This is a genomic window from Tardiphaga sp., from assembly GCF_041424195.1.
GTDB lineage: Bacteria > Pseudomonadota > Alphaproteobacteria > Rhizobiales > Xanthobacteraceae > Tardiphaga.
This window is the reverse complement of sequence record NZ_JBGMOE010000038.1, coordinates 26,406-51,262: the sequence shown is the minus strand read 5'-3', so window position 1 is coordinate 51,262 and position 24,857 is coordinate 26,406. Positions and strand designations below refer to the sequence as shown.

The 24,857-nt window shown below is 61.1% G+C and carries 22 protein-coding genes and 1 pseudogene; 8 read left to right on the top strand and 15 right to left on the bottom strand.

Going from position 1 to position 24,857, the window contains the following annotated elements:
- Positions 1 to 64: 64 nt before the first annotated feature.
- From ACEK02_RS05465 to ACEK02_RS05450, 4 genes are read right to left on the bottom strand one after another with little or no spacing between them, the layout of a single operon-like run.
- Positions 65 to 1,285: an acyl-CoA dehydrogenase family protein gene (locus ACEK02_RS05465; RefSeq protein WP_371420784.1), complete on the bottom strand. Its 1,221-nt coding sequence runs from the start codon at positions 1,283 to 1,285 to the stop codon at positions 65 to 67.
- Between the two features lie 50 nt (positions 1,286 to 1,335).
- On the bottom strand, positions 1,336 to 2,346 hold the full coding sequence (locus ACEK02_RS05460) for an NrtA/SsuA/CpmA family ABC transporter substrate-binding protein (protein ID WP_371420783.1): 1,011 nt from the start codon (positions 2,344 to 2,346) through the stop codon (positions 1,336 to 1,338).
- A 24-nt stretch (positions 2,347 to 2,370) separates the two neighbouring features.
- Positions 2,371 to 3,084, bottom strand: a complete 714-nt coding sequence (locus tag ACEK02_RS05455) for an ABC transporter ATP-binding protein (protein ID WP_371420782.1) — start codon at positions 3,082 to 3,084, stop codon at positions 2,371 to 2,373.
- Positions 3,081 to 3,959 (bottom strand): ABC transporter permease subunit, encoded by an 879-nt coding sequence (locus tag ACEK02_RS05450; protein WP_371420781.1) that lies wholly within the window; start codon positions 3,957 to 3,959, stop codon positions 3,081 to 3,083. Before ACEK02_RS05450 ends, ACEK02_RS05455 begins: the two co-directional genes overlap by 4 nt.
- A gap of 360 nt (positions 3,960 to 4,319) precedes the next feature.
- On the opposite strand from ACEK02_RS05450, the pseudogene ACEK02_RS05445 reads away from it, so the two are divergent.
- Positions 4,320 to 4,487 (top strand): annotated as a pseudogene (locus ACEK02_RS05445) (alkanesulfonate monooxygenase); the annotation flags it as partial.
- A gap of 103 nt (positions 4,488 to 4,590) precedes the next feature.
- Here ACEK02_RS05445 and ACEK02_RS05440 read toward each other — a convergent pair.
- On the bottom strand, positions 4,591 to 4,794 hold the full coding sequence (locus ACEK02_RS05440; RefSeq protein WP_371420780.1) for a hypothetical protein: 204 nt from the start codon (positions 4,792 to 4,794) through the stop codon (positions 4,591 to 4,593).
- Between the two features lie 369 nt (positions 4,795 to 5,163).
- On the opposite strand from ACEK02_RS05440, the gene ACEK02_RS05435 reads away from it, so the two are divergent.
- Positions 5,164 to 6,006 (top strand): CmcJ/NvfI family oxidoreductase, encoded by an 843-nt coding sequence (locus ACEK02_RS05435; RefSeq protein ID WP_371420779.1) that lies wholly within the window; start codon positions 5,164 to 5,166, stop codon positions 6,004 to 6,006.
- A 64-nt stretch (positions 6,007 to 6,070) separates the two neighbouring features.
- Here the strand turns inward: ACEK02_RS05435 and ACEK02_RS05430 are convergent, their stop codons facing one another.
- Complete coding sequence (locus tag ACEK02_RS05430) at positions 6,071 to 7,408, bottom strand: LLM class flavin-dependent oxidoreductase (RefSeq protein ID WP_371420778.1); 1,338 nt, start codon at positions 7,406 to 7,408, stop codon at positions 6,071 to 6,073.
- Positions 7,409 to 7,704: 296 nt separating this feature from the next.
- Here ACEK02_RS05430 and ACEK02_RS05425 point away from each other — a divergent pair, with 296 nt between their 5' ends.
- From ACEK02_RS05425 to ACEK02_RS05410, 4 genes are read left to right on the top strand one after another with little or no spacing between them, the layout of a single operon-like run.
- Complete coding sequence (locus tag ACEK02_RS05425) at positions 7,705 to 9,324, top strand: ABC transporter substrate-binding protein (protein ID WP_371420777.1); 1,620 nt, start codon at positions 7,705 to 7,707, stop codon at positions 9,322 to 9,324.
- Between the two features lie 8 nt (positions 9,325 to 9,332).
- The gene (locus tag ACEK02_RS05420) at positions 9,333 to 10,250 is read left to right on the top strand and encodes an ABC transporter permease (RefSeq protein WP_371420776.1); all 918 of its coding nucleotides are present in this window, start codon (positions 9,333 to 9,335) and stop codon (positions 10,248 to 10,250) included.
- Entirely contained in the window at positions 10,247 to 11,161 is a 915-nt protein-coding gene (locus ACEK02_RS05415) for an ABC transporter permease (protein WP_371420775.1), read from the top strand. The genes ACEK02_RS05420 and ACEK02_RS05415 overlap by 4 nt, the downstream gene beginning before the upstream one ends.
- Positions 11,158 to 12,927, top strand: coding sequence for a dipeptide ABC transporter ATP-binding protein (locus ACEK02_RS05410; protein WP_371420774.1), 1,770 nt, complete (start codon positions 11,158 to 11,160; stop codon positions 12,925 to 12,927). Before ACEK02_RS05415 ends, ACEK02_RS05410 begins: the two co-directional genes overlap by 4 nt.
- 28 nt (positions 12,928 to 12,955) lie before the next feature.
- On the opposite strand, the gene ACEK02_RS05405 is transcribed toward ACEK02_RS05410, so the two are convergent.
- The 8 genes from ACEK02_RS05405 to ACEK02_RS05370 form a co-directional block, all read right to left on the bottom strand.
- Positions 12,956 to 13,558: an RBBP9/YdeN family alpha/beta hydrolase gene (locus ACEK02_RS05405; protein WP_371420773.1), complete on the bottom strand. Its 603-nt coding sequence runs from the start codon at positions 13,556 to 13,558 to the stop codon at positions 12,956 to 12,958.
- A 66-nt stretch (positions 13,559 to 13,624) separates the two neighbouring features.
- Positions 13,625 to 15,016, bottom strand: a complete 1,392-nt coding sequence (locus tag ACEK02_RS05400) for an LLM class flavin-dependent oxidoreductase (RefSeq protein ID WP_371420772.1) — start codon at positions 15,014 to 15,016, stop codon at positions 13,625 to 13,627.
- Positions 15,017 to 15,075: 59 nt separating this feature from the next.
- Entirely contained in the window at positions 15,076 to 16,236 is a 1,161-nt protein-coding gene (gene ssuD / locus ACEK02_RS05395; protein ID WP_371420771.1) for an FMNH2-dependent alkanesulfonate monooxygenase, read from the bottom strand.
- Positions 16,233 to 17,204: a sulfonate ABC transporter substrate-binding protein gene (locus ACEK02_RS05390; RefSeq protein WP_371420770.1), complete on the bottom strand. Its 972-nt coding sequence runs from the start codon at positions 17,202 to 17,204 to the stop codon at positions 16,233 to 16,235. Before ACEK02_RS05390 ends, ssuD begins: the two co-directional genes overlap by 4 nt.
- Positions 17,205 to 17,756: 552 nt before the next feature.
- Positions 17,757 to 18,515: a GntR family transcriptional regulator gene (locus tag ACEK02_RS05385; protein WP_371420769.1), complete on the bottom strand. Its 759-nt coding sequence runs from the start codon at positions 18,513 to 18,515 to the stop codon at positions 17,757 to 17,759.
- Positions 18,487 to 19,476, bottom strand: coding sequence for a Gfo/Idh/MocA family protein (locus ACEK02_RS05380; protein WP_371420768.1), 990 nt, complete (start codon positions 19,474 to 19,476; stop codon positions 18,487 to 18,489). The genes ACEK02_RS05385 and ACEK02_RS05380 overlap by 29 nt, the downstream gene beginning before the upstream one ends.
- On the bottom strand, positions 19,473 to 20,354 hold the full coding sequence (locus tag ACEK02_RS05375) for an NAD(P)-dependent oxidoreductase (RefSeq protein WP_371420767.1): 882 nt from the start codon (positions 20,352 to 20,354) through the stop codon (positions 19,473 to 19,475). The genes ACEK02_RS05380 and ACEK02_RS05375 overlap by 4 nt, the downstream gene beginning before the upstream one ends.
- 17 nt (positions 20,355 to 20,371) lie before the next feature.
- Positions 20,372 to 21,451, bottom strand: coding sequence for a Bug family tripartite tricarboxylate transporter substrate binding protein (locus tag ACEK02_RS05370; RefSeq protein WP_371420766.1), 1,080 nt, complete (start codon positions 21,449 to 21,451; stop codon positions 20,372 to 20,374).
- 35 nt (positions 21,452 to 21,486) lie between these two features.
- Here ACEK02_RS05370 and ACEK02_RS05365 point away from each other — a divergent pair, with 35 nt between their 5' ends.
- The gene (locus ACEK02_RS05365; protein WP_371420765.1) at positions 21,487 to 21,888 is read left to right on the top strand and encodes a carboxymuconolactone decarboxylase family protein; all 402 of its coding nucleotides are present in this window, start codon (positions 21,487 to 21,489) and stop codon (positions 21,886 to 21,888) included.
- A 129-nt stretch (positions 21,889 to 22,017) separates the two neighbouring features.
- The gene (locus tag ACEK02_RS05360) at positions 22,018 to 22,908 is read left to right on the top strand and encodes an amidohydrolase (RefSeq protein ID WP_371420764.1); all 891 of its coding nucleotides are present in this window, start codon (positions 22,018 to 22,020) and stop codon (positions 22,906 to 22,908) included.
- Positions 22,909 to 23,577: 669 nt separating this feature from the next.
- Here the strand turns inward: ACEK02_RS05360 and ACEK02_RS05355 are convergent.
- Positions 23,578 to 24,426, bottom strand: coding sequence for an IclR family transcriptional regulator (locus tag ACEK02_RS05355; RefSeq protein ID WP_371420763.1), 849 nt, complete (start codon positions 24,424 to 24,426; stop codon positions 23,578 to 23,580).
- Positions 24,427 to 24,857: the final 431 nt, after the last annotated feature.

Here is a 24,857-nt window from a genome sequence, read left to right as displayed (position 1 = left end):
TATCCAGGTTTGGAATGAAGTGAATGTACTGCGCTTGCTACGATGCCGCAGCCTTCCGGATTGCCTAGAAGAAGCCCTTTGCCGGCAGCGGCGTGCCGTTGACCTCATAGGCGCCGATCGCCTGCGCCTTGTAGGTCACCGGGTTGTGTGACGACAGCGTTCGTGCATTGCGCCAGTGGCGGTCGAGGTTGTCGGACTTCTTGGTGGCGGATGCGCCGCCGGCGTCGAACAGCAGGCTGCCACTGCGGATGGCCAGTTCGTCGACCACGATCTTGGCTTTGGACGATGCGAGGGCGGCATCCAGCGCCGGCTTGGTGTCTTCCCGATCAGGGGCCTTGCTCGATACGTCAAGCGCGTCGGCCGCGGCCAGTACGGTTGCTTCTGCGGCGAACGCGTTGCTTGCGATCTGGCCAATGGTCTGCTGCAGGATGGGGTCCTCGCGCGGGCGAAGAGTCGGCGCGTAATAGAAACTGCGCGCGCGCCGCCTGACGAGGTCGCTGGCGTCACGCAGGACGGCTGCGGCGATGCCGGCATTGATGGCCGTCAGATAGAGTTGCGCGAATGTGTTCTGGTAGGCGGCCCCATAGCCGATATTGGGCTGATCGAAGATCAGTTCTGCCGCCTCGACCCGGACGTTGCGGAAATGCGTGGTTCCGCTTCCGGTCAGGCGCTGGCCCGAACCATCCCAGTCATCGACCAGCTCGATACCCTCGCGCTTGACCGGAATAATCGTGGTCGCGAGCGCTTCATTGTCATCCGCGACGCGCACCAGCACGTAGTCCGCATAGAGCGTGCCGGTGCTGTAATATTTGGTGCCGTTCAGACGGTAGCCGTCGCCATCCGGCGTGACCGTGGTGGCGGGAGCGATGTCTCCCACCTGCGAACTGCCCAGCTCCGTGGTGGCGAGGCCGATGATGGCACCCGCAGCGACGTCGTCGCGCCACTTGCGGTTCTGCGCGCTTGGCGGCGAGGCCAGCAGGCGCTCGACCACGCTATAGTGGTTGCGCAGGATATGCGCGACATTGGCATCGGCTTCCGCCAACCTGATGACGGCGGAGAGCAGTTCACGCACCGTACTGCCGCCGCCGCCCTCGGCTTTGGGAATGCGGAGCGCGCCGATCCGCGATCTGCGGATCAGCTCGATGATATCGTAAGGCAGGACACGGTCATGCTCGCGCTCTGCCTCGCCCTGCGCGATGTGATCAAACAGCTGTTGCAGATTGGACGAACCGATCCGGATCGGCTGCGACAGGTCGAACGAATGATGCGACGTGGGCTTGTTCATGGGATTCTTTCTCAGCGATTCCAGGGGGAGGATCGAGCGGCGATAGACGCTTAAAGACTGGCCAGATGATCCGAGACGGTGACGGATTCGGGCAGGACCTTTCGCTCGGTGAGCCAGTTCGCTGCGGTTTGCAGCTCTCCGACGAATTTCTTGTCCGATACCGGAATGAGCGTGTAGTTGCGTTTGCGCTCAATGAACTGGTCGCGAATCCGGTCGTCATATTTCGCGACCTTCTGGATGAGATGTTCGGCGTCGGTGGTGTTCTTGTTGACCCATTGCGCTTCCTTCTCGTAGGCCGCGTTGAGCGCCCGCACGATAGCCGGATTGTGCTTCGCGAAGTTGCGCGACGTCACGTAAGACGAGAAGTCGATCTGGAACGGCAGGTCGCGTCCTTCAAGGAAAACGTCGTGAGCCTTGTAGTCCAGCCGCGCGATATCGACGCCCGGCGACCACATCGACCATGCATCCACCTTGCCGGATGCGAGCGCCGGCGCGGCGTCCGGCGGGTTGAGATAGACGAATTTCACCTTGGAGCGGTCGACCTTGTGCTTCTCGAGCGCTGCGATGAGCAGGAACTCGCCAAGTCCGGACCGGTTGACTGCGACCGACTTGCCGACCAGATCCTCGACCTTGTTGATGCCGGAATCATCCTTGGCGATGATCGCCGTCGTGCGCGGCTCGTAGCGCACGAACTGGGTGAAGACGAGCGGGGAGCCGGCGATGATGGCCGCGAGCGCAGGCGTGGTGCTACCGCCAAAGCCAAAATCCGCACTGTCACCGGTCACCGCCTGCAAGGTCGGCGCGTGGTTAGGGAACGGGCCGAGCCATTCCACCTTGATATCGTCCTTGGCGAGGGCCTTCTCGAACTCGCCGCGTTCCCTCGCGATCAGCGTGAGACCATGATAGCCCCAGGTGAGACGGACCTTGTCGGTCTTTCGCCCGGCGCTTTGCGCGATGGCGTCGTCATGGCTGGCGAAATGAATGCCGGCATAGGCACTGACCCCCGCCATCGCGAGACTGAGAAAATCCCGGCGTGACGATGTGAAGATCGGCTTTGACATGAGAAAACTTCCTGTGAAGTGGAATCAGGCGACCTGGAGATTGGTGGCGACGCCAAGTTCGCGAAGCAGTTGAACGCGGGATGCGGCGGGCTCGCCACGCGTGTCGGCGCGATGCTCGGAGGCGATGACCCCGTTGCGCATCACCAGAATTCGGTCAGCCAGAGCAATTGCTTCATCGACGTCATGTGTAACGAGAAGCACGCCGGGCTGGTGGCGGGCAACAAGCTCCTTGACCAGCACATGCATGCGAATTCGCGTCAGTGCGTCGAGTGCCGCGAAGGGCTCGTCCAGCAACAGCAGCCGGGGCTCCTGCACCAGCGCGCGGGCGAGGGCGACGCGCTGCGCCTGTCCGCCGGACAGATTGCGCGGCCAGTCGTCCAGCCGGTCGCCGAGCCCGACCTCGACCAGAGCAGCGGCGGCACGCTTGCGCGGATCCGCGCCGGGAAGTCCGAGCGAGACATTCTGCCAGAGCGTATCCCACGGCAGCAGGCGATGTTCCTGAAACACCACGGCAGGTCGTCCCGGCGCATCGATATGCCCGCCCTGGATCGGATCGAGGCCGGCGAGGGCGCGCAGCAACGTCGTCTTGCCGCAGCCGCTTTCGCCAAGAAGCGCAACGAATTCACCGCGCCCGATGCGTAGATCCAGCCTGTCGATCACCACCCGCGGTCCATAGGCGCGCGTCAGGCCGCTGACGGTTACGGCTGTTTCGCTTGATGTCAGGGATGTCGGGCTCATGATCGTGGGCCCTTGCTGTAGTTCGGATGCCAGGCGAGCAGCCTGCGTTCGAGCAGCCGGGCGATGGAGTCGGCGGCAACACCGATCAGCGCGTAGATCACGATGGTGAGCACGATCACGTCTGTGCGCAGGAATTCGCGGGCGTCCATGGCGAGGAACCCGAGGCCTGATTGCGCGCCGACGGTCTCGGCCACCACAAGTGCCAGCCATGCCGTTGCCAGCGAATAGCGGACACCGGTGAGGATCGACGGCAGCGCGCCGGGCAGGATGATGCGTTGGATCAATTGCAGCGTGGACAGCCCCTGGACGCGGCCAAGCTCGATCAGCTTTGGATCGATCTGGCGAATGCCGAGGGTGGTGTTGATATAGATCGGGAAGGCGACGCCGAGCGAGACCAGAAAGATCTTCTGTCCTTCGCCGACGCCAAACCAGACGATAACGAGGGGCACGAGAGCGAGGAACGGGATCGCGCGGATCATCTGCACGCTGCGATCGATCAATGCTTCTGCGATGCGCGAGAAGCCTACCAGGGTGCCGAGGATGAAGCCGATGCTGCCGCCGATTGCAAAGCCTGCGGCCGCACGCAGCAGGCTGACGCCGAGATCGTTCAGCAGCGAGCCGGATAAAGTCAGCTTCCATGCCGTGCGTAGCACCTTCGAGGGTGCGGGAAGCACTTGCGGCGAGAGCCAGCCTGCCTGCGCCAGCGCTTCCCACACAACGATGAGGACTACTGGCGCGATCCAGGACAGGACGATCAAATTCGGCTTCAGGCCGGGTTTGGCAATGGCGGAAGCCTGGCGCGCAGGTGCCGGCGTGGCCGCCGCGCGATACTCCGGTTGAATGACGTAGTCGACGTTGCTCACTCTGCCATCCATTGCTGCAGTTCTGAAATTCAGCGGGGATGATAGAGCAACAAAAAGCACAGCGTCTTCGGTTTCTTCGGCGAAATCATTCTCCGCACGATATTAGATCAGTTTGATATTCGAGCGATGCGATTGAGAGACGAACGATCTTTTGCGCAGCTTCATTTTAGAAAATGAAGCTGCGCGCGGCCTCGAAATTCAGTTGACCAGAGGCGCAGTGGAATTTTCTTGCGTTGTCGTGCGTCATGTGAGGAAGAAGTTTCTCGTTCGATTCACGCTATTTTGTCGCCGATGTCGTGAGCGCATAGCGATGCCTGCATTGTCGTACACGGGTCGTCTTATAGCGCGAGCGACGTGAATATGAGGCAGACAATGAGCACGCATCCTCTTCGATTCGGCGTCTGGGCACCGGTGCATGGGCCACGGGCGTCGCATCAGGATCCTGATGAGCCGTATGATGCGTCATGGGAGCGCAACAAGGCGCTGGTCCTGCAGGCCGATGCACTGGGTTACGATTCGACTCTGATCGCGGAGCACACCTCCGCCTAGCGAAACCACCACACGAACAGGCTGAGGAAGGTCGCGTGTCCCAGTACCAAAGCGATCATCTTTTCGAGATACATGCCTTGGTCCTTTCTCCCGTCTACATGGCTGACGCGTTGTCTCTGGCAGTATCGAGGCGGAGGGCCTGCAAGGCGCGATCGAGTTGCTGGACCGGTGTCACTGTGGCTGCAGCATTGCGGGACATGTCAGTCTTGGGCTGGTGGGCGGCGTGATAGGTCTCGACGGCGGTTGCAAACGCGAGCGCGCCTGCGATGGCGACGGCGAGAAGCGGCGGATGTGACATCAATTCGACTCCTGAAGATACCCATTAACGCTCCACACAGCGCGCTTGGGAATTCCAAAGTTGGGCCGAACGGCTTCCAATCCTTCTTTCGGAGCGTCGGTCACGAGGCGTAAATGCTTGCGGATGCGTGCGATGTCCCGCCTTGCGTGGAAGCACCGATGCTGAACGTCGTTCACGATGGTCGTGGTCACAACATTAAACATCTTCAATCGATACCGATGCTGAAATCGCATCATCCGTTGTCACGCTGTCGGGAAATGACGTTCTTATTTGAAGCGCACCATTGGCGCGGCGGGTCGCCAGGATCAGATTGAAGCAAATGGGCCGCATGAAATGCGTGATGAGCCCATGTCAATCGGGAGAACCATCATGGGATTGCTCAACGAGAAGATTACGGCCGGTGCATTCGTCACCGCGGATCTGAACTACCTGGCACCGATCAATGGCCGCCCTCGTACCTATACGTTCGATCCTCCGGCCGGCGAGCCGCGCTCCACTGCGGAACCGGAGCCGCATGCGGTTGCGATCCATGATGCGCGGCCGAGCATCGATCAGTGGTCGCTCGACGAACATGGCTTTGCGGTGGCGCACCAGCACAGCGCGGTCTCCGACTTCTACGACGATGAGAACGTCAAGAGCGTCTACTATCCGGAAGCCGAGAAGCTGCTGAAGGACATCACCGGCGCGAGCCGCGTCTTCATCTTCGATCATACCGTGCGCAAGCGCGTCGACGGCGTCAATGACCGCGGCGACGGCCCGCGCCAGCCCGTCGCCCGGGTGCATGTCGATCACACCGATAGATCGGGTCCGCAACGTGTCCGCGATCTGCTCCCGGAAGACGCAGAAGAATTGCTCAAGGGGCGTGTGCAGATCATCAATCTGTGGCGTCCGATCCGCGGCCCGTTGAAGGATTCACCGCTGGCGGTCGCCGATGCGCGGACCGTTCGCTTCGACGAACTCGTTGGAGCGGATCTGGTCTATCAGCACCGGGTCGGTGAAACCTATGCGGTGAAATTCAATCCGCAGCATCGCTGGTATTACGTACCGGATATGACGCCTGACGAGATATTGCTGCTGAAGTGCTACGAATCGACCAAAGATGGCGTGGCACGTTTCGCTCCGCATACGGCCTTTGCCGATCCGACCGCGCCTGCGGATGCGCCGCCGCGCGAGAGCATCGAGCTGCGGGCGCTGGTGTTCCACGCGCCATAGGGCGGGCTAGCGCGATCATGACTGCTCCCGTCGATCGCGGCGGGAGCAGTCACTTGAGGTGATATCACGCCGTGACGGCCGCTGCAGGGCGCTTGGCATAGCGGCTGGGCGGACGTTCCAGTCCGAAGTGGTCGCGTAGCGTGGTGCCCTCGTAGTCGCGGCGGAAGATGCCGCGCTTCTGCAGCAGAGGGACGACTTCGTCGACGAACACGGCCAGACCAGTCGGCAACACGTCAGGCATCAGGTTGAAGCCATCGGCGGCGCCGGCCCTGAACCAGGCCTCGATATCGTCGGCGATCGCCTCGGGCGTTCCGACGATGATGCGATGGCCGACGCCGCCGCCCAGCGCCTTGAGCAGTTGCCGCACCGTCAGGTTATCCTTGCGGGCCATGGCGACGGTGCCCTTGAACATCGTCTGGTTGGCATTGGCCGGTAGTGGAATGTCCGGCAATGGCTTGTCGAGTTCGAGGATGTCGGGCGAGACATGCAGTGTTCCTGCCAGTCGCGACAGGCTGTACTGGATCGGCACCAGGTCCCACAGCTCGTCCTGCCTTCGCTGTGCCTCGGCCTCGGTGCTGCCGATGATGGTCGCGAGGCCCGGCAGGATCACGATGGAATCCGACGGGCGACCATAGGCGACGGCCCGCGCCCGCAGATCGCGCGCATAGGCGACGCCGTCCTCGATCGATTGCGATAGCGTGAACACCGCATCGGCCTGAGCCGCCGCGAGGTCGCGGCCGTCGCTTGAACCGCCGGCCTGCACGGTGATTGGCCGGCCCTGCGGCGAGCGCGGCACGGTCAGCGCGCCAGCCACGGTGTAGTGCGTGCCGCGATGATCGATGGCGTGGACCTTCGATATATCGACGAAACGCGCCGTCGCTTTGTCGCCGACAAAGGCATCGTCTTCCCAGCTATCCCACAGCGCGTGCACGACCTCGGCGAATTCCTTTGCGCGTTCGTAGCGCAAGCTGTGTTCGAGCACGTTCGACAGGCCGAAATTGCGGCTCGCGGATGCGTCCGCCGTGGTGACGGCATTCCAGCCGACGCGACCGCCGCTTGCGTGGTCGAGCGTCGCGAAGCGCCGCGCGATATTGTACGGCTCGTTATAGGTCGTGGATGCGGTGGCGATCAGGCCGATATGCGTGGTCGCGGCAGCCACGCTTGCCAGAACGATGGTCGGCTCCATGGATTGAAACGGCCGCAGGTCGATGCGGTCGGTGATGGCCGGCGTGTCGGCGAGAAAGATCGCGTCGAACTTTCCGCGCTCGGCGATCTTCGCGACATTCACATAATGCTGCACGTCATAGAATGCGCCGGGATCGCTGTCAGGTAGCCGCCAGGCCGATGCATAGACCCCGGAATGGAGCAGGTTCACGTTGAGATGCAGTTTGCGTTCACTCATGGAGCATTCCTGATGGGCGAGGCGGAGAGCGATCCAGTTGCATTCGGGCTTTCGCGTATGACATTCGCCCACTGATCGCATCGCATCGCGAATGATTTTTCAAACTTGATGTCGCGACGGTGAGATCGCGTGAAGTGCATTGTCTTTGCGCGGATTGCAGATTTAGATCGCGCTGCAAATTGCTACCGCGTTGCAAAGCTCAGATGAAGTGGCAACTCCATGTCATTGATCACTTCAGAAAATGCGAGACGTTGCTGCTGCGGTTGGTAGTGAAAAACACCAACGGACGGTCCCCAATGAGGAAGATTAGTATTTCGGCACGCGCGTCGATCGCCATCGTATCGGTCATGCTTGGCGGGCAGCTTGCGCAGGCGCAGGAGAGCAAGCCGGTTTCGGGCGGCGCCATCACATGGGGCGTTGCGACCGAACCGAGCTGTTTCGACCCGCATCGCTCGTCGCAGCAGGCCGCATTTTTCGTGGCGCGCAACTATATCGACTCGCTGGTTGGCAAGAAGACCGATGGCAGCTTCGCGCCGTGGCTGGCGACGGAGTGGTCGATCTCGCCGGACGGCAAGGAATATGCGTACAAGCTGCGCGAGGATGTCGTCTTCCATGATGGCGAGAAGTTCGACGCGGCGGCGGTGAAGGCGAATTTCGATTTCGTCAAGAATCCGGAAAATGCCGCCAATGCAGCCGCGCTGCTGCAATATTTCGATCGCGCCGAAGTGGTGTCGCCCTATGTCGTCAAACTCATTTTGACGCAGCCGGATTCGACGTTCCTGGAGTCCACGTCCAACGTCAAGCTGGGCATCATCTCGCCAAAGGCCCTCGCCAAGGGTGACCTGTGCGGCGGCGGCCCGCTGCTCGCAGGCACGGGTCCCTTTGTGTTCGAGCGCTACAGCCGCGGCCAGTCGGCCGTGTTCGTTCGCAACAAGGATTACAAGTGGGGGCCGGGTTATGCGGCACATACCGGCCCGGCCTATCTGGATCGCGTGACACTGCGGTTCCTGCCGGAGGCTGCGGTGCGGGCCGGCGCGCTGACATCGGGACAGGTCGATCTAATAGAAGGCGTGCAGCCGACCGATGTGGCGCTGTTCGCGGACCAGGCCGAGTTCAAATTGCTGACCGGCCCGTCCGGCGCCAGTACGTCATTCACGTTCAACATCAATTACACCATTCCGCCTGCGAATGACGTGCGAGTGCGGCGCGCGCTGCGAGACGGTTTCGATCTCGAGCCGCTGGTCAAGCAGGTCTATCTCGGCACCGTGCCGCGTGCATGGTCCATCATCGGCCCGGCCAACCCGGCCTATAACAAGGCGCTGGTCGGTGCGTGGGGCAACGATATCGCAGGCGCCAACAAGCTGCTCGACGAAGCCGGCTGGACCGGCCGCGATTCTGAGGGCTTCCGCACCAAGAACGGCGTGCGCCTGAAGATCGACGTCGGCTATCCGCAGCCTTATGTCCGCGACAACCGCGAGGTGCTGATCCAGGGCATCCAGGCCGCCCTGCGCAAGAATATCGGCTTTGATCTCAATCTGCGCATCGTCACCGCCGGCGAATATGCCAAGAACAACGCCAATGGCGATTGGACGATCTATCCGAACACCGACAATCCATCGGATCCGGCGCGGGAATTGTGGGACATGCTCGGCTCCAAAGGGTTTCTGTATTCCAACATTGCCAATCCGGATCCTCAGATCACGGGCCTGATCGACGAAGCGCTGCGCTCGACAGATGCGGCGAAGAAGCGCGCTCTTACCGATGAAATCCAGAGACTCGGCGTCGATCAGGCCTTCATCGTGCCGATGTTCGCTCCGAGCTGGTTTCTGGCGGCGAAGAACAATGTCAACGGGCTGGGCTTCGAGGCGGGCCTGGACTCGCCATCGAGTGCCTACGACTTCTGGCTGGCGAAGTAGACGAGATCATGTGGTCTCGTATCATTTCCAGATTGCTCACCAGTCTCGTGGTGGCCTGGGCAAGCGTAACGGCGGCATTCCTGGCGCTGCACGCCTTGCCGGGGCGCATCCAGGATATCCTGGCGGGCGATCAGGAATATCCAGGGCTGCGCGAGGCGATTGCGGCGGAGTGGGGGCTCGATCGCAGTCTGCCCGCGCAGTACCTGGATTTTCTTTGGCGCATCCTGCAGGGCGATTTCGGCACATCCTATGTGCTGCGTCAGCCAGTCACCGAGGTCGTGGGATCGCAATTGATGCCGACAGTACGGCTTGCGCTGCTCGGCGGACTTCTGGCCATCGTGATCGCAGTCGGGCTCGCCTTGCTGACGGCAGGGCGCGGGCGCATCTCGCGCCAGATCGCATCCTTTCTGGAACTGGTGTTCGCGTCGACGCCGGTGTTCTGGCTCGGCATCCTGCTGCTGATGGCGTTCTCCTTCACGCTGCGCTGGTTTCCGGTATCCGGCGCCAGCGGCTGGAAGTCGATCGTGCTGCCGTCCTTGACACTGGCATTGCCGACGGCGGGCCTCCTGGCGCAGGTGCTGCGTGAGGCGATGGAGAAGACGCTCGATCAGCCCTTCGTCACCACCGTGCGTTCGCGCGGCGTCGGCGAACTCGTGATACGCGCACGCCATGTGCTGCGGCATGCCTTGCTGCCGGCAGTGACGCTCGGCGGCTGGCTGATCGGTGGATTGCTCGGCGGCGCCGTGATCACGGAGAAAGTGTTCGGGCGTCCGGGTCTCGGGACCGTGACGCTCGGCGCCGTGCTAACCCATGACGTGCCGGTGGTGCTGGCCGTGGTGTTGCTGGCCGCTTTCATCCATGTCGCCGCGTCGACCTTGCTCGACATCCTGTATCTGCTGATCGATCCGAGACTGAGGGCGCAATGAACGTGCAAACCCGTCCGCTCGCGGAGCTGTCCATCGCGCTTGACCCGCAGGTTAATCCGCCCGGCGCGGGGGAGCCGGTGACGACGGCGGCCGTGATCGCGCCGCGATTGCTGTCGCCGGGCCTTGCGATCTCGCTGGCGTTTCTATTCGTGCTGTTTCTGGCCGCGGCATTCCCACGTGTTTTCACCCAGTTCGATCCGCTGATCGGCGATTATGCTTTGGGGCTGAAGCCGCCGAGCTGGGAGCATCTGTTCGGCACTGACCGGCTCGGCCGCGACGTGTTCGCGCGGACCATCCATGGTACGCGCTATTCACTGTTGATCGGAATCGGCGGCATGGCGATCAGTCTGGCCTTCGGCATCGTGCTTGGCATTCTCGCCGGACAACGCAACCGTTTCCTCGACGAGACGACATCGCGCGTGTTCGACGTGCTGTCGTCATTCCCCGGCGTGCTGCTGGCGATGCTGGTGGTCACGTTTCTGGGGCAGGGCATGCTCAACATTGCCATCGCCGTGGGCATCGCCGGCATTCCGAAATTCGGTCGCGTCATCCGTGCCCAAACGCAATTGGTGCGCGATGCCGATTACGTGACGCATGCTGTCGTCTATGGCCTCGGCCGCTGGCAGATCTTCATCCGCCATGTGCTGCCGAATGTGCTCGTCGCGGTGCCGGTGATCGCGACGGTCTATATCGGCAACACCATCCTTGCGGTGTCTGGCCTCAGCTTTCTGGGGCTCGGCCCACAGCCGCCGACACCGGAATGGGGCGTGATGCTGGCGGAGAGCCGCGATGTGCTCCGCGTGGCGTGGTGGCCCGGCGTATTTCCCGGCCTGGCCATCACGCTGACGGTGATCGCTTTCACGCTGGTCGGCAATGCCATCCAGAAACGGTTCGAAGGACGGTTGGCATGACCGACAAGCCATATCTGGTCGTTCCACAACCCGATGATCTGCTGATTGACATTGAGGGGCTCTCGATCGGTTTTGCCGGCGCCAATGGCGGCGCACCCATCGTCCGTAATTTCGACCTGACGATCCGCTGCGGCGAATGCGTGGCGCTGGTCGGCGAGTCCGGATCGGGCAAGAGCATCACCGCGCGCAGCCTGCTCAACTTGTCCGGCGATGGGGCCGAGATCGACGCCGATCGCTTCCTGATCAAGGGCCGCAATGCGTTGCAGTTTCGCGAAGCGGACTGGCGCAGGCTGCGCGGCACGGTCACCGGCCTGGTCATGCAGGACGCGCTGGTGTCGCTGGATCCGCTGCGTACCATCGGCCAGGAGGTCGGCGAGGTGCTTTCCGCGCATCGGACATTACGTGGGCGACAAGCAGTTGCCACACGTGTCAGTGATGTGCTGCGCAAGGTCGGCATTCCGGATCCAGAACATCGAGCTGCACAATATGCGCATCAGCTCTCCGGCGGTTTGCGCCAGCGTGCGCTGATCGCCTCGGCCATTGCGGCCGACCCGGATCTCATTATCGCCGATGAACCGACCACATCGCTGGATGTCACCGTCCAGGCACAGGTGCTCGCCGTATTGGCCGAGCGCGTGCGGGAGGGCGCCGGGCTCCTGCTGATCAGCCATGATCTCGCTGTCGTGGCTGGAATCGCCGATCGGGTGATTGTGATGCGCGACGGCCGCATCGTGGACAGTGGAGCTACGGCGGATGTCTTGCGCCGTCCGCGCCATCCCTATACGCGCCAGCTTCTTGCTGCAATTCCATCCGCTGATTCAAAGGGGCATCTGCTCGCCTCCGCGCGGTTTGACGTCGCAAGCTTCGAAGGCGATGGCGCCGTCGGGTCTGTCATTGTCCGCGAGCCGCTGCCGGTTCGAAAGCCGTCGGATGAAGCTTTGGTGCTCCAGGTTGAGCGCATTTCAAAGCGATACGCCCAGCGGCAGACGGCAGGCCGAGAGCCGCCGCTTCCGGCGCTGGACCAGGTCAGCTTTGCCGTAAAGGCCGGCGAGGTCGTTGGCATTGTCGGCGAGTCCGGTTCAGGCAAGTCGACATGCGCCAAGATCGTGCTCGGATTGCTCGCGCCGGATGAGGGCGAGGTGCGCCTGCTTGGGCAGCGCTGGTCCGGGGTAGCGGAGGCTGAACGGCGCGCGCTGCGCGCAAGGCTGCAATATATCCCGCAGGATGCACTCAGCAGTTTCGATCCGCGCTATCGCGTCGCCGACGTGATCGCCGAAAACCTGACCGGCGATGAGCGCACAAAGCGCGACCGGATCGTCGCGCTGCTCGAGCAGGTCGGGCTGAACGCCGGTCATCTCGGTCGTTATCCGCGCTCCCTGTCCGGCGGCCAGCGGCAGCGCGTCTCGATTGCACGTGCGCTGGCGGCCGAGCCGGACATCATTGTGTGCGACGAGCCGGTGTCGGCGCTGGACGTGTCAATTCAGGCGCAGGTGCTGGATTTGCTGAGCGGACTGCAGGCGCGCCTCGGCACCGCGCTGCTCTTCATCTCGCACGATCTGGGCGTCGTCCAGCATATCGCCGATCGTGTGCTGGTGTTTCACCGCGGGCGGATCGTCGAAGCCGGACCGGTCGATCAGGTGTTTTCCAACCCGGCGGATGACTACACCAGGGCTTTGTTGTCATCGATCCCCGCAATCGAGAGTGCCTTCGTGCGTTCGTCTGCGAATGCGGCGATAGCTGGCCGTTCGACGGCACGATCGGTTTGAACGGAACGACAAGACGGCTTGAAATATTCTACGTCGTCGGCACCCGTTTGGCTGTCGTGCGGTTTCGGAGTGGCCGTGGCGGGCGTTGTGCCGTCTCGGCTTTCGCTGCCAGCGCATCGACCAGGTGATGCGCGGCCGGCCACCAGCCATAGCCCGACGCGATATTGATGTGGCCGGCATCGCCCATATTGACGAAGTCCGAGCCCCAGCTCGCGGCCAGCATGCGCGCCCGCTGCAGCGACATGAAGGGATCGTTGCTGCTGGCGACGACGATGCTCGGAAACGGCAGGGATGTCGTCGGCATCGGTGCAAAGTTGCGCAATTGCGGGAATGTATCCGTGTTCGTTTCCACATCGGCCGGTGCGACCAGAAGTGCGCCGCCGATCTTGACGTCCGGCACCCGGAGCGCTGCATGAGCAATGAGAATACAGCCGAGACTGTGGGCGACCGCGATCGCGCCGGGATTGGCATTCGCGCTCGACAGAAGTCGCTCCACCCAGCGATCGAGCACAGGCGCGTCCCAGTCGTCCTGCTCGACGCGGCGCGCAAACGGCGTATGGCTCTGCAACAGGGTCTGCCAGTGGCCGTCCGGTGATCCGTGAAGGCCCGGAATGATCAGAGCGCCTCGCATGCGTCGATCCCTCTGCTGTTTTGGTGCCAGCCCGAGCAGAAGGCCGACGTCGAGTCATTCGGGTCGTTACTCCGCGGCGATAGCGGATGGCGGCGCGGGGCGGAACGAGGAGGCTGGATGCGGCGCCTGCAGGCGTGCGCGACCGGCACCGAACAGTTTTTCGCGAAGTGTGCCGGGCGTGTAGACACTCTTGTAGATGCCGCGCCGGGTTAGTTCCGGCACCAGGAGATCGACGATGTCCTCGAAGCTTCCCGGCGAGATCGCGAAGGCGAGGTTCAGGCCGTCGACGTCGGTCTGGGCGACCCAGTCCTCGATGGCGTCAGCCACCTGCTCCGGCGTTCCGACCGCGATTGGCCCGATGCCGCCGATGCCGACATGCTCGGCGACTTCGCGTACCGTCCAGGTGCGATCGGGATCGGCGCGGGTGATGTTGTCCATTGCCGTGCGGCCGGCCTCGTTATGGACGTGCTCCACCTTCTGGTCGAGATCATAGGTCGAGAAATCGACGCCGGTCCAGCCGGACATCAGCGTCAGAGCCCCTTCATGGTTGATGTAGCGACGATACTCCGCATGCTTCGCGGCGGCTTCCTCTTCGGTGCGGCCGAGGATCACCGTCATCATGCTGAACATCAGAATTTCCGACGGGTCGCGCCCGGTCTCTGCCGTAAGCGCGCGGATCGCAGCGACGCGCGGCGCGATCACCTTTGCGGACGGGCCTGACATGAACACGCATTCGGCGTGTTGCGCGGCGAACAGTTTTCCGCGCAGCGACGTTCCGGCCTGATACAGCACCGGCGTTCGCTGCGGTGACGGCTCGGAGAGATGGATGGCGTCGAGCGTATAGTTCTCGCCATAATGCTGGACGCGGTGAACACGCGACGGCTCGGCGAAGATGCCGCGCGCCTTGTCGCGCTGTACGGCGTCGTCTTCCCAGCTGCCTTCCCACAGCTTGTAGACGACCTCCATATATTCTTCGGCGACGTTGTAGCGGTCGTCATGGGCGTTCTGGCTGGCCTTGCCCATGCCTTTGGCGGCGCTGTCGAGATAGCCGGTGACGATGTTCCAGCCGATGCGGCCATCGGTGAGGTGATCGAGGGTCGACATCCGGCGGGCGAATGGATAGGGCGGCTCGTAGGACAGCGTACAGGTCACGCCGAAGCCGAGATTCTCGGTGACGGCGGCCATCGCCGACACCAGCAGCAACGGGTCGTTCACCGGCACCTGGGCGGCATTGCGCAATGCCGCGTCCGGATTGCCGCCGAACACGTCATAGACGCCGAGCACATCCGCAAGGAACAGTCCGTCGAACCGTCCGCGTTCCAGCGTCCGCGCGAGATCGAGCCAGTAGGGCAGGCGATTGTAGTCGCCGGAGCGATCGTCGGGATGCGTCCACAGGCCGGGCGACTGGTGCGCCACGCAGTTCATGGCGAATGCGTTGAGGCGAATCTGCTTGGTCACGTGGTGTCCTCCAGATACGGCGGCGTCGTTACGCCGCTGGGATCAAGTCCGGCAGCGCATCAAGCTTTTGCGGTCGTCCGGCGGTGATCTGCGAGTGGCTCTCCGAACGGGCCGGTATTGGCGCGGAACTGCCGGACATTATCGGTCCGTCGCAGCGACAACAGCGGGAAAACCAGTTCGGCAAACCGGTAGGCCTCTTCGAGATGCGGATAGCCGGACAGGATGAAGGTATCGATCCCGAGGTCTTGATATTCGCGGATGCGTGCGGCGACCGTGGCGGGATCGCCCACCAGCGCTGTGCCGGCGCCGCCACGCACCAGGCCGACGCCGGCCCACAGATTCGGGCTGACCTCGAGCCGGTCGCGCCGGCCACCGTGCAATTGCGACATGCGCTGCTGGCCGACGGAATCCATTCGCCCGAGAATTTGCTGCGCAGATGCGATCGTGTCGTCGGTGAGATGCTCTATCAGTTCGTCGGCGGCCTTCCATGCCGCCTCGTTGGTATGGCGGACGATGACATGCAGCCGAATGCCGAACGTGATCTTGCGGCCGCGCTGCCCGGCGATCCCGCGCACGCGTGCGATCTTCTCTGCGATCTGCGCCGGCGGCTCGCCCCAGGTCAGGTATTTGTCGACGGTATCGACCGCGACGTCGATGCCGGCATCGGACGAACCGCCGAAATAGAACGGCGGATGGGGCGTTTGGATCGGCGGGTAGAGAATGCGGCCATCTTCGACCGTGATGTGCTTGCCCGCCACAGTAACGGCTTCGCCGGCGAGCTCCCGACCGTAAACATTGAGAAATTCCCGGGTGACTTCATAGCGCTCGTCGTGATCGAGGAAAACGCCATCGCCCTTGTTCTCGACGGCGTCGCCGCCCGTCACGATGTTGATGAGCAACCGTCCATTGGTCAGGCGATCCAGCGTGGCGGTCATGCGCGCCGCCACCGTCGGCGACTGCAGTCCGGGCCGCACTGCGACGAGATAGCGCAATCGCTCCGTCCACGGCGCGATGGCCGACGCGATGACCCAGGAATCTTCGCAATTGCGTCCGGTCGGGAGCAGGGCCCCGTAATAGCCGAGCTTGTCCGCGGCGCGCGCAATCTGCCGCAGATAGTCGAAATCGACCTCGCGTGCACCGGCCGTGGTTCCGAGATAGTGGCCGTCGCCGCTGGTCGGCAGGAACCAGAGAATCTTGAGCGCGTCGTCGACTGCAGTCATGGTGCAGGTGTCCCGGCGGCGTCGGCTACGGCGATGGCTTTGGGGATCAGTCCGAGCGCGAGAAACGTATCGGCCAGTTGCTGCTGCTCGGCGATGACCTTGCGATCGATCGGTTTGATCCCGTAGGCCTGCCGCTTGAGCGCGACTTCCAATACAGGAACTGGCAGGCCGACCGAGGGGCTCAACTGCTCGGCCACGGCCTTGATGTCTGTCTTGGCCCAGTCGTCGACTTCCCGCAGGCCTTCGAGAATCGCATCGACCACTTTGGGATCGGATTCCAGGAATTTCTGCGACGACAGATAGAACTGGTAGTTCGAAACCGTATCGGTGCCGTCGGCGAGAACCGTCGCCTCGATCGCGGCTTCAGCGGCGGCCTGGAACGGGTCCCAGATCACCCAGGCATCGACTGCGCCGCGCTCGAACGCTGCGCGCGCATCAGCCGGCGCCAGGAACACCGGCGTGATGTCGGAATATTTGACGTTCGCTTTCTCCAGCGCCTTGACGAGCAGATAGTGAACGTTGGAGCCCTTGTTGAGCGCGACCTTCTTGCCCTTGAGCTCGACGACCGATTTGAGCGGGCTGCCTTTCGGCACCAGGATCGCTTCGCCCTTCGGCGCCGGTGGCTCATAGGCGACATAGCGGATCGGCGCGCCGGCGGCCTGCGCGAAGATCGGCGGTGCCTCGCCGGTATTGCCGAAATCGAGCGCGCCGACATTGATCGCTTCCAGCAAAGCGGGGCCTGCCGAGAACTCCGTCCACTTGACGCTCCAGCCGAGTGCCTTCAGGCGCGGCTCCAGGCTGCCTTTGCTCTTCAGCAGAACCAGCTTGCCGTATTTCTGGAAGCCAATCCGGACGATCTTCTCCTGCGCCTGTGCTGATCCGGAGCCGATCAGCGCGGGAGCGGAGACGACAGCCACGCCGAGACCCAAGGCGATGGCAGCTTTCAAGATCATTCGTCTGGCATGCATTGTCGTTGTCCTGCATTGGGGCATGAAAGGCGCCATCACTGATGACGCATTAGAGTCCCAAGCAGGCGATCTGGGGAATTCCAAAAACCGGGGCGATCATGGGTTGATCGCTCTGCGCAATGCCGCCATCCGGAGAACGTTGTACCTCCGATGCACCGGCTGCCCCTCCGACCGGAAAGCAGTGCTCCTACGATGCGGAGCAGCGGACCTACGCCATCAATGCCGAGCGCTCACGCCATCATACTGAGGACAAATAGGAGGCGCCGTGTCGGTGGCGTATGATTCCCTCCGTGGGCCCCATTGAGCTTCCGAATATTCATTTTAGAATAAAGTCAGCAAAATCAGAATCTTGGTGCTACCCGCCTGGTGCAAAAGCCGATGCAAATGCTCCCTGCGATGAGTCGTCCCTGGAAGCATCCAAACAGTGGTGTCTACTGGCTCCGTAAGGGTGTCCCAGAAGACCTGCGCGAGCTTGTCGGCAAGCGCCGTCGCTCGAAGTTGAAAGCCTGCATCACGGCGGTGCTGTTACAGACAATAGGCGGGCAGCGTCCGTTAGATTCGTGGGCGAAGCGAACGCTGCATGTCCATTGAATAAGTGTAGCGACCTTCCGGGTGGGTGGTGACCGTGACTTCAAATAGTTCGTCTTTCTGTCCATAGTAGCGTCGAACCATGGTGAGAGCCGGAGACCCTGCTTTTACTTGGAGAGATTTTGCGAGCCTCGCTGGCATCGCGCGTGCGAATATCTCCAGTTGGGCGTATTCGATTGTCTGGCCAAACATTTTTGCAATCTGCTCATGAACTGGTGTCCGGCCATGATCACGCCGTTCAAGCACGCCGGCGAACTTGCGCAGCACATAGATCTCTGTCCAGCCTAAGGGCGCTGCAAATTCGTCGGATCGACGCATGGCCTCGATCAAAAACCAGTTTTTCCCAAGTTCGCATTTCAAAATGGCCGCGAGCTTGCGATCTGCAGTGACATCGCCGCTGCGCACCACTTCGCGATAAGTTTCGTTGGAATAGCGAAGCCATTCCGTAAGCGATTTGACGCTGTGAGTGAAGAGTACAGGTGGCTCGGCAGCGATGACAACCGAACCAAAACCTGCGCGGCGAACGATCAGCCCTTGTTCCGAAACAAGGCGCAGCGCTTCGCGGACCGTCTGGCGGCTCGCGGAGAAGTGAGCCATGAGCTCCGTCTCGATGGGAAGCATATCACCGACGGCATAGGTGCCGAGGCGAATCTCTCTCTGTATCTCCGTAGCAATCTCGCGATAGCGCGACGATTTACGGGCGTTCTGGCTCTTGGCGATCACAGGTAATGGTCTCTCCAAGCTCGATCGATTTCAGGCCGGCCTCAAAAGCAGTCAGCGTTGCCAGCACATCCGAATCCGGTACGGGAAATGGCGATCCTGTTTCAATCATATCTGCAAACGCATCAAGCTCTGCGCGCAGGACGTCGATCGCTGGAAAGACCCGCAATTGCGGCGAGCGGCCGCTGTTGCGAAGGATGAGCGTCGTCTCGTCCAGCACCTCGGCGGATCCTTTTGTCCCGAATATGTGTATCCGCCAGAAAAGCGGGGTTGCCCTTACTGTGGCGAGGGTGCCGGTCACCCCATTCTCGAATTCCAGCATCAGTATTGTGGTATCGAGCGGGGGCGGTCCTTGCTCACGGGATGTGAACTTCGCATGGACGGTTCTAACCGGGCCCAGCAGGCTGACAAAGGCATCAAGCGCGTGCAGGCCTGCTCCGGTCAATCCGCCGCCCGGCGATTCCTCGGGCGAAAGCCTCCACCCAGCGGTGACGTTTTGCGAGTTTTCGTTGCTGTTGTGGCCTTCGATGTGAAGAAGCGTTCCGAGTTCGCCGCTGGCAACGATGTCCCGGAGCGCCTGCATAGCTGGCCAGAATCGGCGGTTGTGACCCACGGCCAGTGGAACGCCGGCACTGCGGCAGGCGTGGAGCATGGCCCTTGCGTCTGCGTAGTGCAACGCCAAAGGCTTCTCGCAGAACACGTTTTTCCGAGCTGCCGCACATGCAATTACCTGCGCGGGATGCATCGAATGTGGAGTCGCTAACAGGATCGCAGTGATTGTTTCATCGGCAAGCACAGCGCTCAGGTTATCGGAAAGCTCAAGCTGGTGCTTGGCACAGAAATCTTGTGCTTCGCCCATCATTGGCTCGACAGCCCGGCGAATGTTGAGGCGGCCGTGGTCGACAGCTGCTTCAACAAGGTTTCGGCCCCACCGGCCCAGGCCGACAATTGCCGCATCGATCATTGGGAATCCTTCCCATCCATTTGCTGTCGGATTGCCTCTATCACCGAAGCGCTGTCGCTGTCCGCGCCGGAAAGCTGAATGGCTTTGCGAAGAAGCGAAGCCTGCGCTGTTGTAATTGGAAGCTCCAGGTCGTGCCGGTCGGCCTCCTTGAGAATCAGCTCGGCATCTTTCAAGGTTTGGGAAATTCGCGATTGCGGGCGGTAGTCTCGCGTCAGCATTTTTTCGCCCTTGGTATCCATCACTTTTGAATAGGCCGCCGATGCCCGCGCAGTGCGGAGAAATGCGTGGCCATCGAGGCCCATGTGTTCCGCGAGAACGATGCCCTCCGCCAACGCGGCTCTGTTACCCTGCAGGATCAAATTGATAGCGAGTTTAGTGCGACTGGCGTCCCCGATGTTTCCCGCAAGGACAGAATGTGGGCAAAGAATATCGATGATATTCCGGACGGACCTGATGGCCGTCGCGTCACCGGCAATCAGGCAGGTTGCCGTCCCGGTACGCAACTCGCTGCTGGTCCCTGAGACCGGCATTTCGACGAAGGCCGATCCGATCGCAGCGGCACGTTCGGCGATCCGCACAATTTCCGCTGGACTGCAGGTCGTTGTGCAGATCACAACCGGCCGGTCATTTTCGTCAGGGCCTCCAAGAGCCTCCAAAGTCGTTTCGACCTGCGCTGCATCATAAACGGCGAGGAGGAGCGTGCGACACCGGCCCACAACCTCGTGTGCAGAAGCTGCTACCGACACGCCGGTCTCCTGCAGGGCGTTGCCGCGGGTCGGATCGCAATCGTAGCCGATCACGCCGTAACCAGCCTGCACGAGCCGTTCGGCCATGGCTGAGCCCATTAGGCCAAGTCCGATTACTCCAATGGGTATCATCTCAGAGAGGTGCCTGATTACTTGGGTTCAATGCCTGCTGCCCGGGCATCTGCTGTCCACCGCGTGATTTCGCTGGCGATGAAAGCTCCGAATTCGGATGGTGGCATGGTGGAAACGGTCACGGCGACTCTTTCGAGCTTCGCGCGCGTGGTGGGCATCGACAGGAACCTCACGCTTTCTGCATGGATCTTTTCAACGATTGCGGTCGGCGTACCTGCCGGAGCGAGCAATCCGTACCAGATCGTGGCCTCGAAACCGGGCATCGCCTCGGCGAGCGGCGGAAGGCCCGGCGTGAGCTCGTTGGGCCCTGGCGAAGTGACGCCAATCCCCCGCAGCGTGCCGCCCTGCATCTGGGGGATGGCCAGTGAGAAGTCCGCAAACGCCAGATCGATGATGCCGCCCATAACGTCAGTGATGGCTTGGGGGACGCCTCTATAGGAAGCCGCGACCACTGACATGCGCCCCCGGGTTTGCAACTGCGCGATCGATATTTGTGACGCGCCCGAGCCATATCCTGCCGTCATGTTTGGATGCGCGCGTGCATAATCCATGAACTGCGAAAGATCCTTCGCGGGAAAATCGGGTCTTACAACAAGCACCATTGCTGTCGTCACCGTCCGAATGATTGGTGTGAAGTCCTTGATCGGATCGTATGGAAGGTTTTTCAACATCGCGACATTTGCTGCCTGCGTCGTATTCGTACCCATCAGCAGCGTATAGCCATCCGGTGCACTGCGCGCGACCTCCTGTGCACCGATGCTGCCCAGGGCCCCCGTCCTGTTTTCGATGACGACGTTCTGGCCCCAGGTATCCTGCAGATGTTGTCCCAGCATGCGCGCCACCTGATCGGGTCCCGCGCCGGCGGGGAAGGGAACGATCAACCTGATCTGCCTCGTGGGATAGTCTTCGCCGGCAGCCTTTGCTGCGGAGCCCGGCGCTCCGGCGAATATCAGGAAAGCGAGCACGAGCGACCGCATCTTCATTCGACTTCCTCCGCGTACCGGAATCTCTTTTCGAATTCCTAAGAATACTTTATACGGACAAATGTGATCGACAGGCAAGCCGTTCCTTAAAAAATAAGGATTCAGGCTAGTCATCTGGTTTAAAATAACCGTACAAACAGGAGCGGGCCGTGGAAGTCAGTGAATTGTACGCGCGGGGGCTGCAACGGCGTAAGGCGCTGTTCGGGGAAGCCGATGTTGAAGAGCGAATGTCTGCGGCCGGAGAGTTCGGCGCTCCGCTCCAGAACATTATCAACTCCTATGTCTACGGCGACGTCTGGGAGCGGACGGGTCTCTCAAACGAAATCCGCAGCCTCATCATGCTGGCCATCACGGCTGCGAGCAACAAACCTGCGGAATTCCGTGTTCATGCGAAAGGCGCTCTGGCGAACGGATGTTCCCGAGAACAGATCCAGGACCTGCTTTTGCTCATCGCCATGTATTGTGGAGTTCCGGCCGCAATAGAGACCAATCGTATCGCCGCAGAAATATTCGGCCAGAGTTCTCCACCGGACATCATGGAAATTACCTGAGAGACAACTTCGACCGAGCGAGAACTGCGGAAGCGGGGTCCCTCGGCTTCTTGGACAGTCTGATCAGCTCAGAACTTCGGTTGACGACTGCATTCATTCCAAAATGGCTTTTTCAATCTGGAGCGACCAATGAAAGCAATCCCGACAGTCGATGGGCATCATCACATCTGGCGATTGAAGGATCTCAGCTGGCTGTCTGGTCCCAAGGTCGCAAGAATCTTCGGGCCTTACGAGCCTATCTGCAGGGATTATTCGATTGACGAGTTTCGCAACGATGCTGCCGACTCCAACGTCGTGAAATCCATCTATGTTCAGACCAACTGGCCCGCGGGGCAGAGCTACGACGAGGCTCTCTGGGTGCAGTCCGTGTCGGACGCCACAGGATGGCCGCACGCCAATGTGGCCTATGCCGATCTTGCGGAGCCAGATGTCGGACAATTGCTGCGGCAGTTGAAGAAGCTTCCGGCCGTCCGCGGCATCAGGCAGCAACTGCACTGGCACGAAAATCCGCAGTACTGTTTCGCGCCGCGAGCGAACCAGATGAACGATGCCGATTGGCGCCGCGGGTTGTCCATGCTTGCAGAGCTGGATTTGCTGTTCGAGTTGCAGATTTTCACCAGCCAGATGATGGACGGTGCCAATCTAGCGAGGTCATATCCGGAGACGACATTTGTGCTGGAGCATGCGGGGATGCTTGAAGATACGTCGGTGACAGGCCGGCAGCGTTGGCGTGCCGGCATGATGGCCTTGGCCGAGTGCAAGAACGTCAGCGTGAAGCTTTCGGGCCTGGGCACTTTTGACCATGCCTATCGTTTTGAGACGATTGCGCCGATCATAATGGAAGCCGTTGCCATCTTTGGCGCAGAGCGCTGTCTGTACGGCAGCAATTTTCCGATCGAAAAGCTCTGGACGGACTATACGACTCTCTATCGGACTTTCAGAAAGGCTATTCAGCCACTGACCGAGAGCCAACAATTGAGTATCCTGCATGACACCGCGACGCGCCTATACAAGATCTGACGTAATTCATTTGAGATGGAACGAGATTGACCAGTCTCTGACGACGAACGCGCCAAGACAAGATCAGGCGGGGGTGCCTTGTTAGACCAGACATGCTTTCTCTTTCGATCGACGGGGCGTCCTCTCATTTGCCTCACAGTTCTTCCCCTGGCCGCCGACGCGTTGTCTCTCTTTTGAGGCAAGCGCGGCTGCCGAGCGGTGCGGGCATCTATCATCATTGCGGCTGGGGTCCACCCGCCTCCGAGAGCCTGAAACAGGCTTGTCGCGACGAGCAACTTTGTTAATCGTGCCTGCACCAGCGTGTTCCCGGCAGCAAAGAGCGTTTGCTGCGTCTGCAGAACAGTGATGAGATTGACGGTGCCGCCGCGCAACTGAGTTTCGACGACATCGAATACCGTCCGGGAATTGGTCACGGCCTCGGTTTGCAGCTGTTCCTGTAGAGTAAATTGCTTGAGAGCAACCAGCGCTTTCTCGGCATCGGCGAATGCGGAAAGCACCGCCTTGCGCCGATGATATAGTCGTGATGATCCATTCTGATATTGCTATGCGATGGATGCATTCGGATTCGTGATTCATGAGGTCCGGATGCGGGCGCGGAAGCCTCAGATCGGACGGTCAATCTCAGCGTCAAGCTCCGAGAGGTCTTGAATGAGTACGGAAGAGCCGATTCTAGCGATGAGGCGCAGTGCTGCCAAATTCCGCAGAGATCCTTGCGCAGCTCGAGCACAGCTGCTCGACGAACCGTCCGGCAGGATCCGTTATTGTGACGTCCGCTCCTGTTACAGTGATTGCGCAGGCCAATTCATTCTGAAAATCAAACACAGGCGCGCAAATGGCTGCGAGGCCCGGTATCAATAACCCGCCCACCGCTGCAAATCCCTGCGCGCGTGTCGCTTCGACCCGCGACGCAAGCTCGTCTCGATCGATGGGAAGAGCATGTGCCGCCAATTCGCGCTCCACAACGGGCGCCGTGATGCTTGAGTTAGAGAAGGCGAGGTATACCAAACCTGTCGCCGATCGGGTCAATGGCAGAACCGAGCCTAGGCGCACCGTTGAGATGACGGGCGAGGCCCCCTGCTCGAGACGGACGACGACGGGCCCCCAGTCACCCCACACGTTCAAGTGAACGGAAAGGCCGAGTTCACGAGCGAGTTTCTCGGTGGCGCGGCCAGCCGCCTGGATGATGTCCGACTGCCCGATCGCTGCGAGACCAAGTCTCAGCGCCAAAGGTCCCAAATTGTATCGCCCGTTGTCATCCTGCCGCGCGATACCGATCCGAACGAGGCTCGCCATGTAACGATGGGCCTTGCTCGGGGGCATACCTGCTAAAGCGCTTAGTTGCTTCAGTGCAGTATCCTTCGGCGCGGTGCAAAGCACATCGATGAGCTGTCCTGCGATCTCAACCGACTGAATGCCTCTGCTCTCGGACTCGTTGTCCTCGCCAACGAATTCATCGTCTGACAATTCATTCTCCTGATCCGCCAATGCGGTTCGCATCGTGCCAAATGACACCGCCATGAGGTAACTGCGTGTCCTGCCAGTCGAGCGGTCTCCCCCTGAACTGCAGGATAGCGCCGATGGTCCTCAATGTTAGCGTTACACCACCATTTGTCCGCCGCCGCGCTGCCGCGAGATATTGATTGGCCTCGTTGATCGGAATTCAATCATTCACTATCGGACAACGAATACACATTGGTTAATTGAGATGCGGCGGAGCTGATGCGTTGTACTTTGGTGAAGTTAGATCGCCTAGGGAATTTGCACATCTTCCCGGGCGATCGATTCAAGGATCAACCTTCAGCAGCGCTGCCGCTGCTGGTTGCCTGAGCCGCATCCCACCTTCGAGGGTAAGTCCGACGGTGAATTTGTACGGCTGAGTTCTTGAGCAGCACTGCTGGTGTTGCTTCGTCGCCCGTCGGCTCGCAGCGGCGCGCATCCGGCTACGCGCG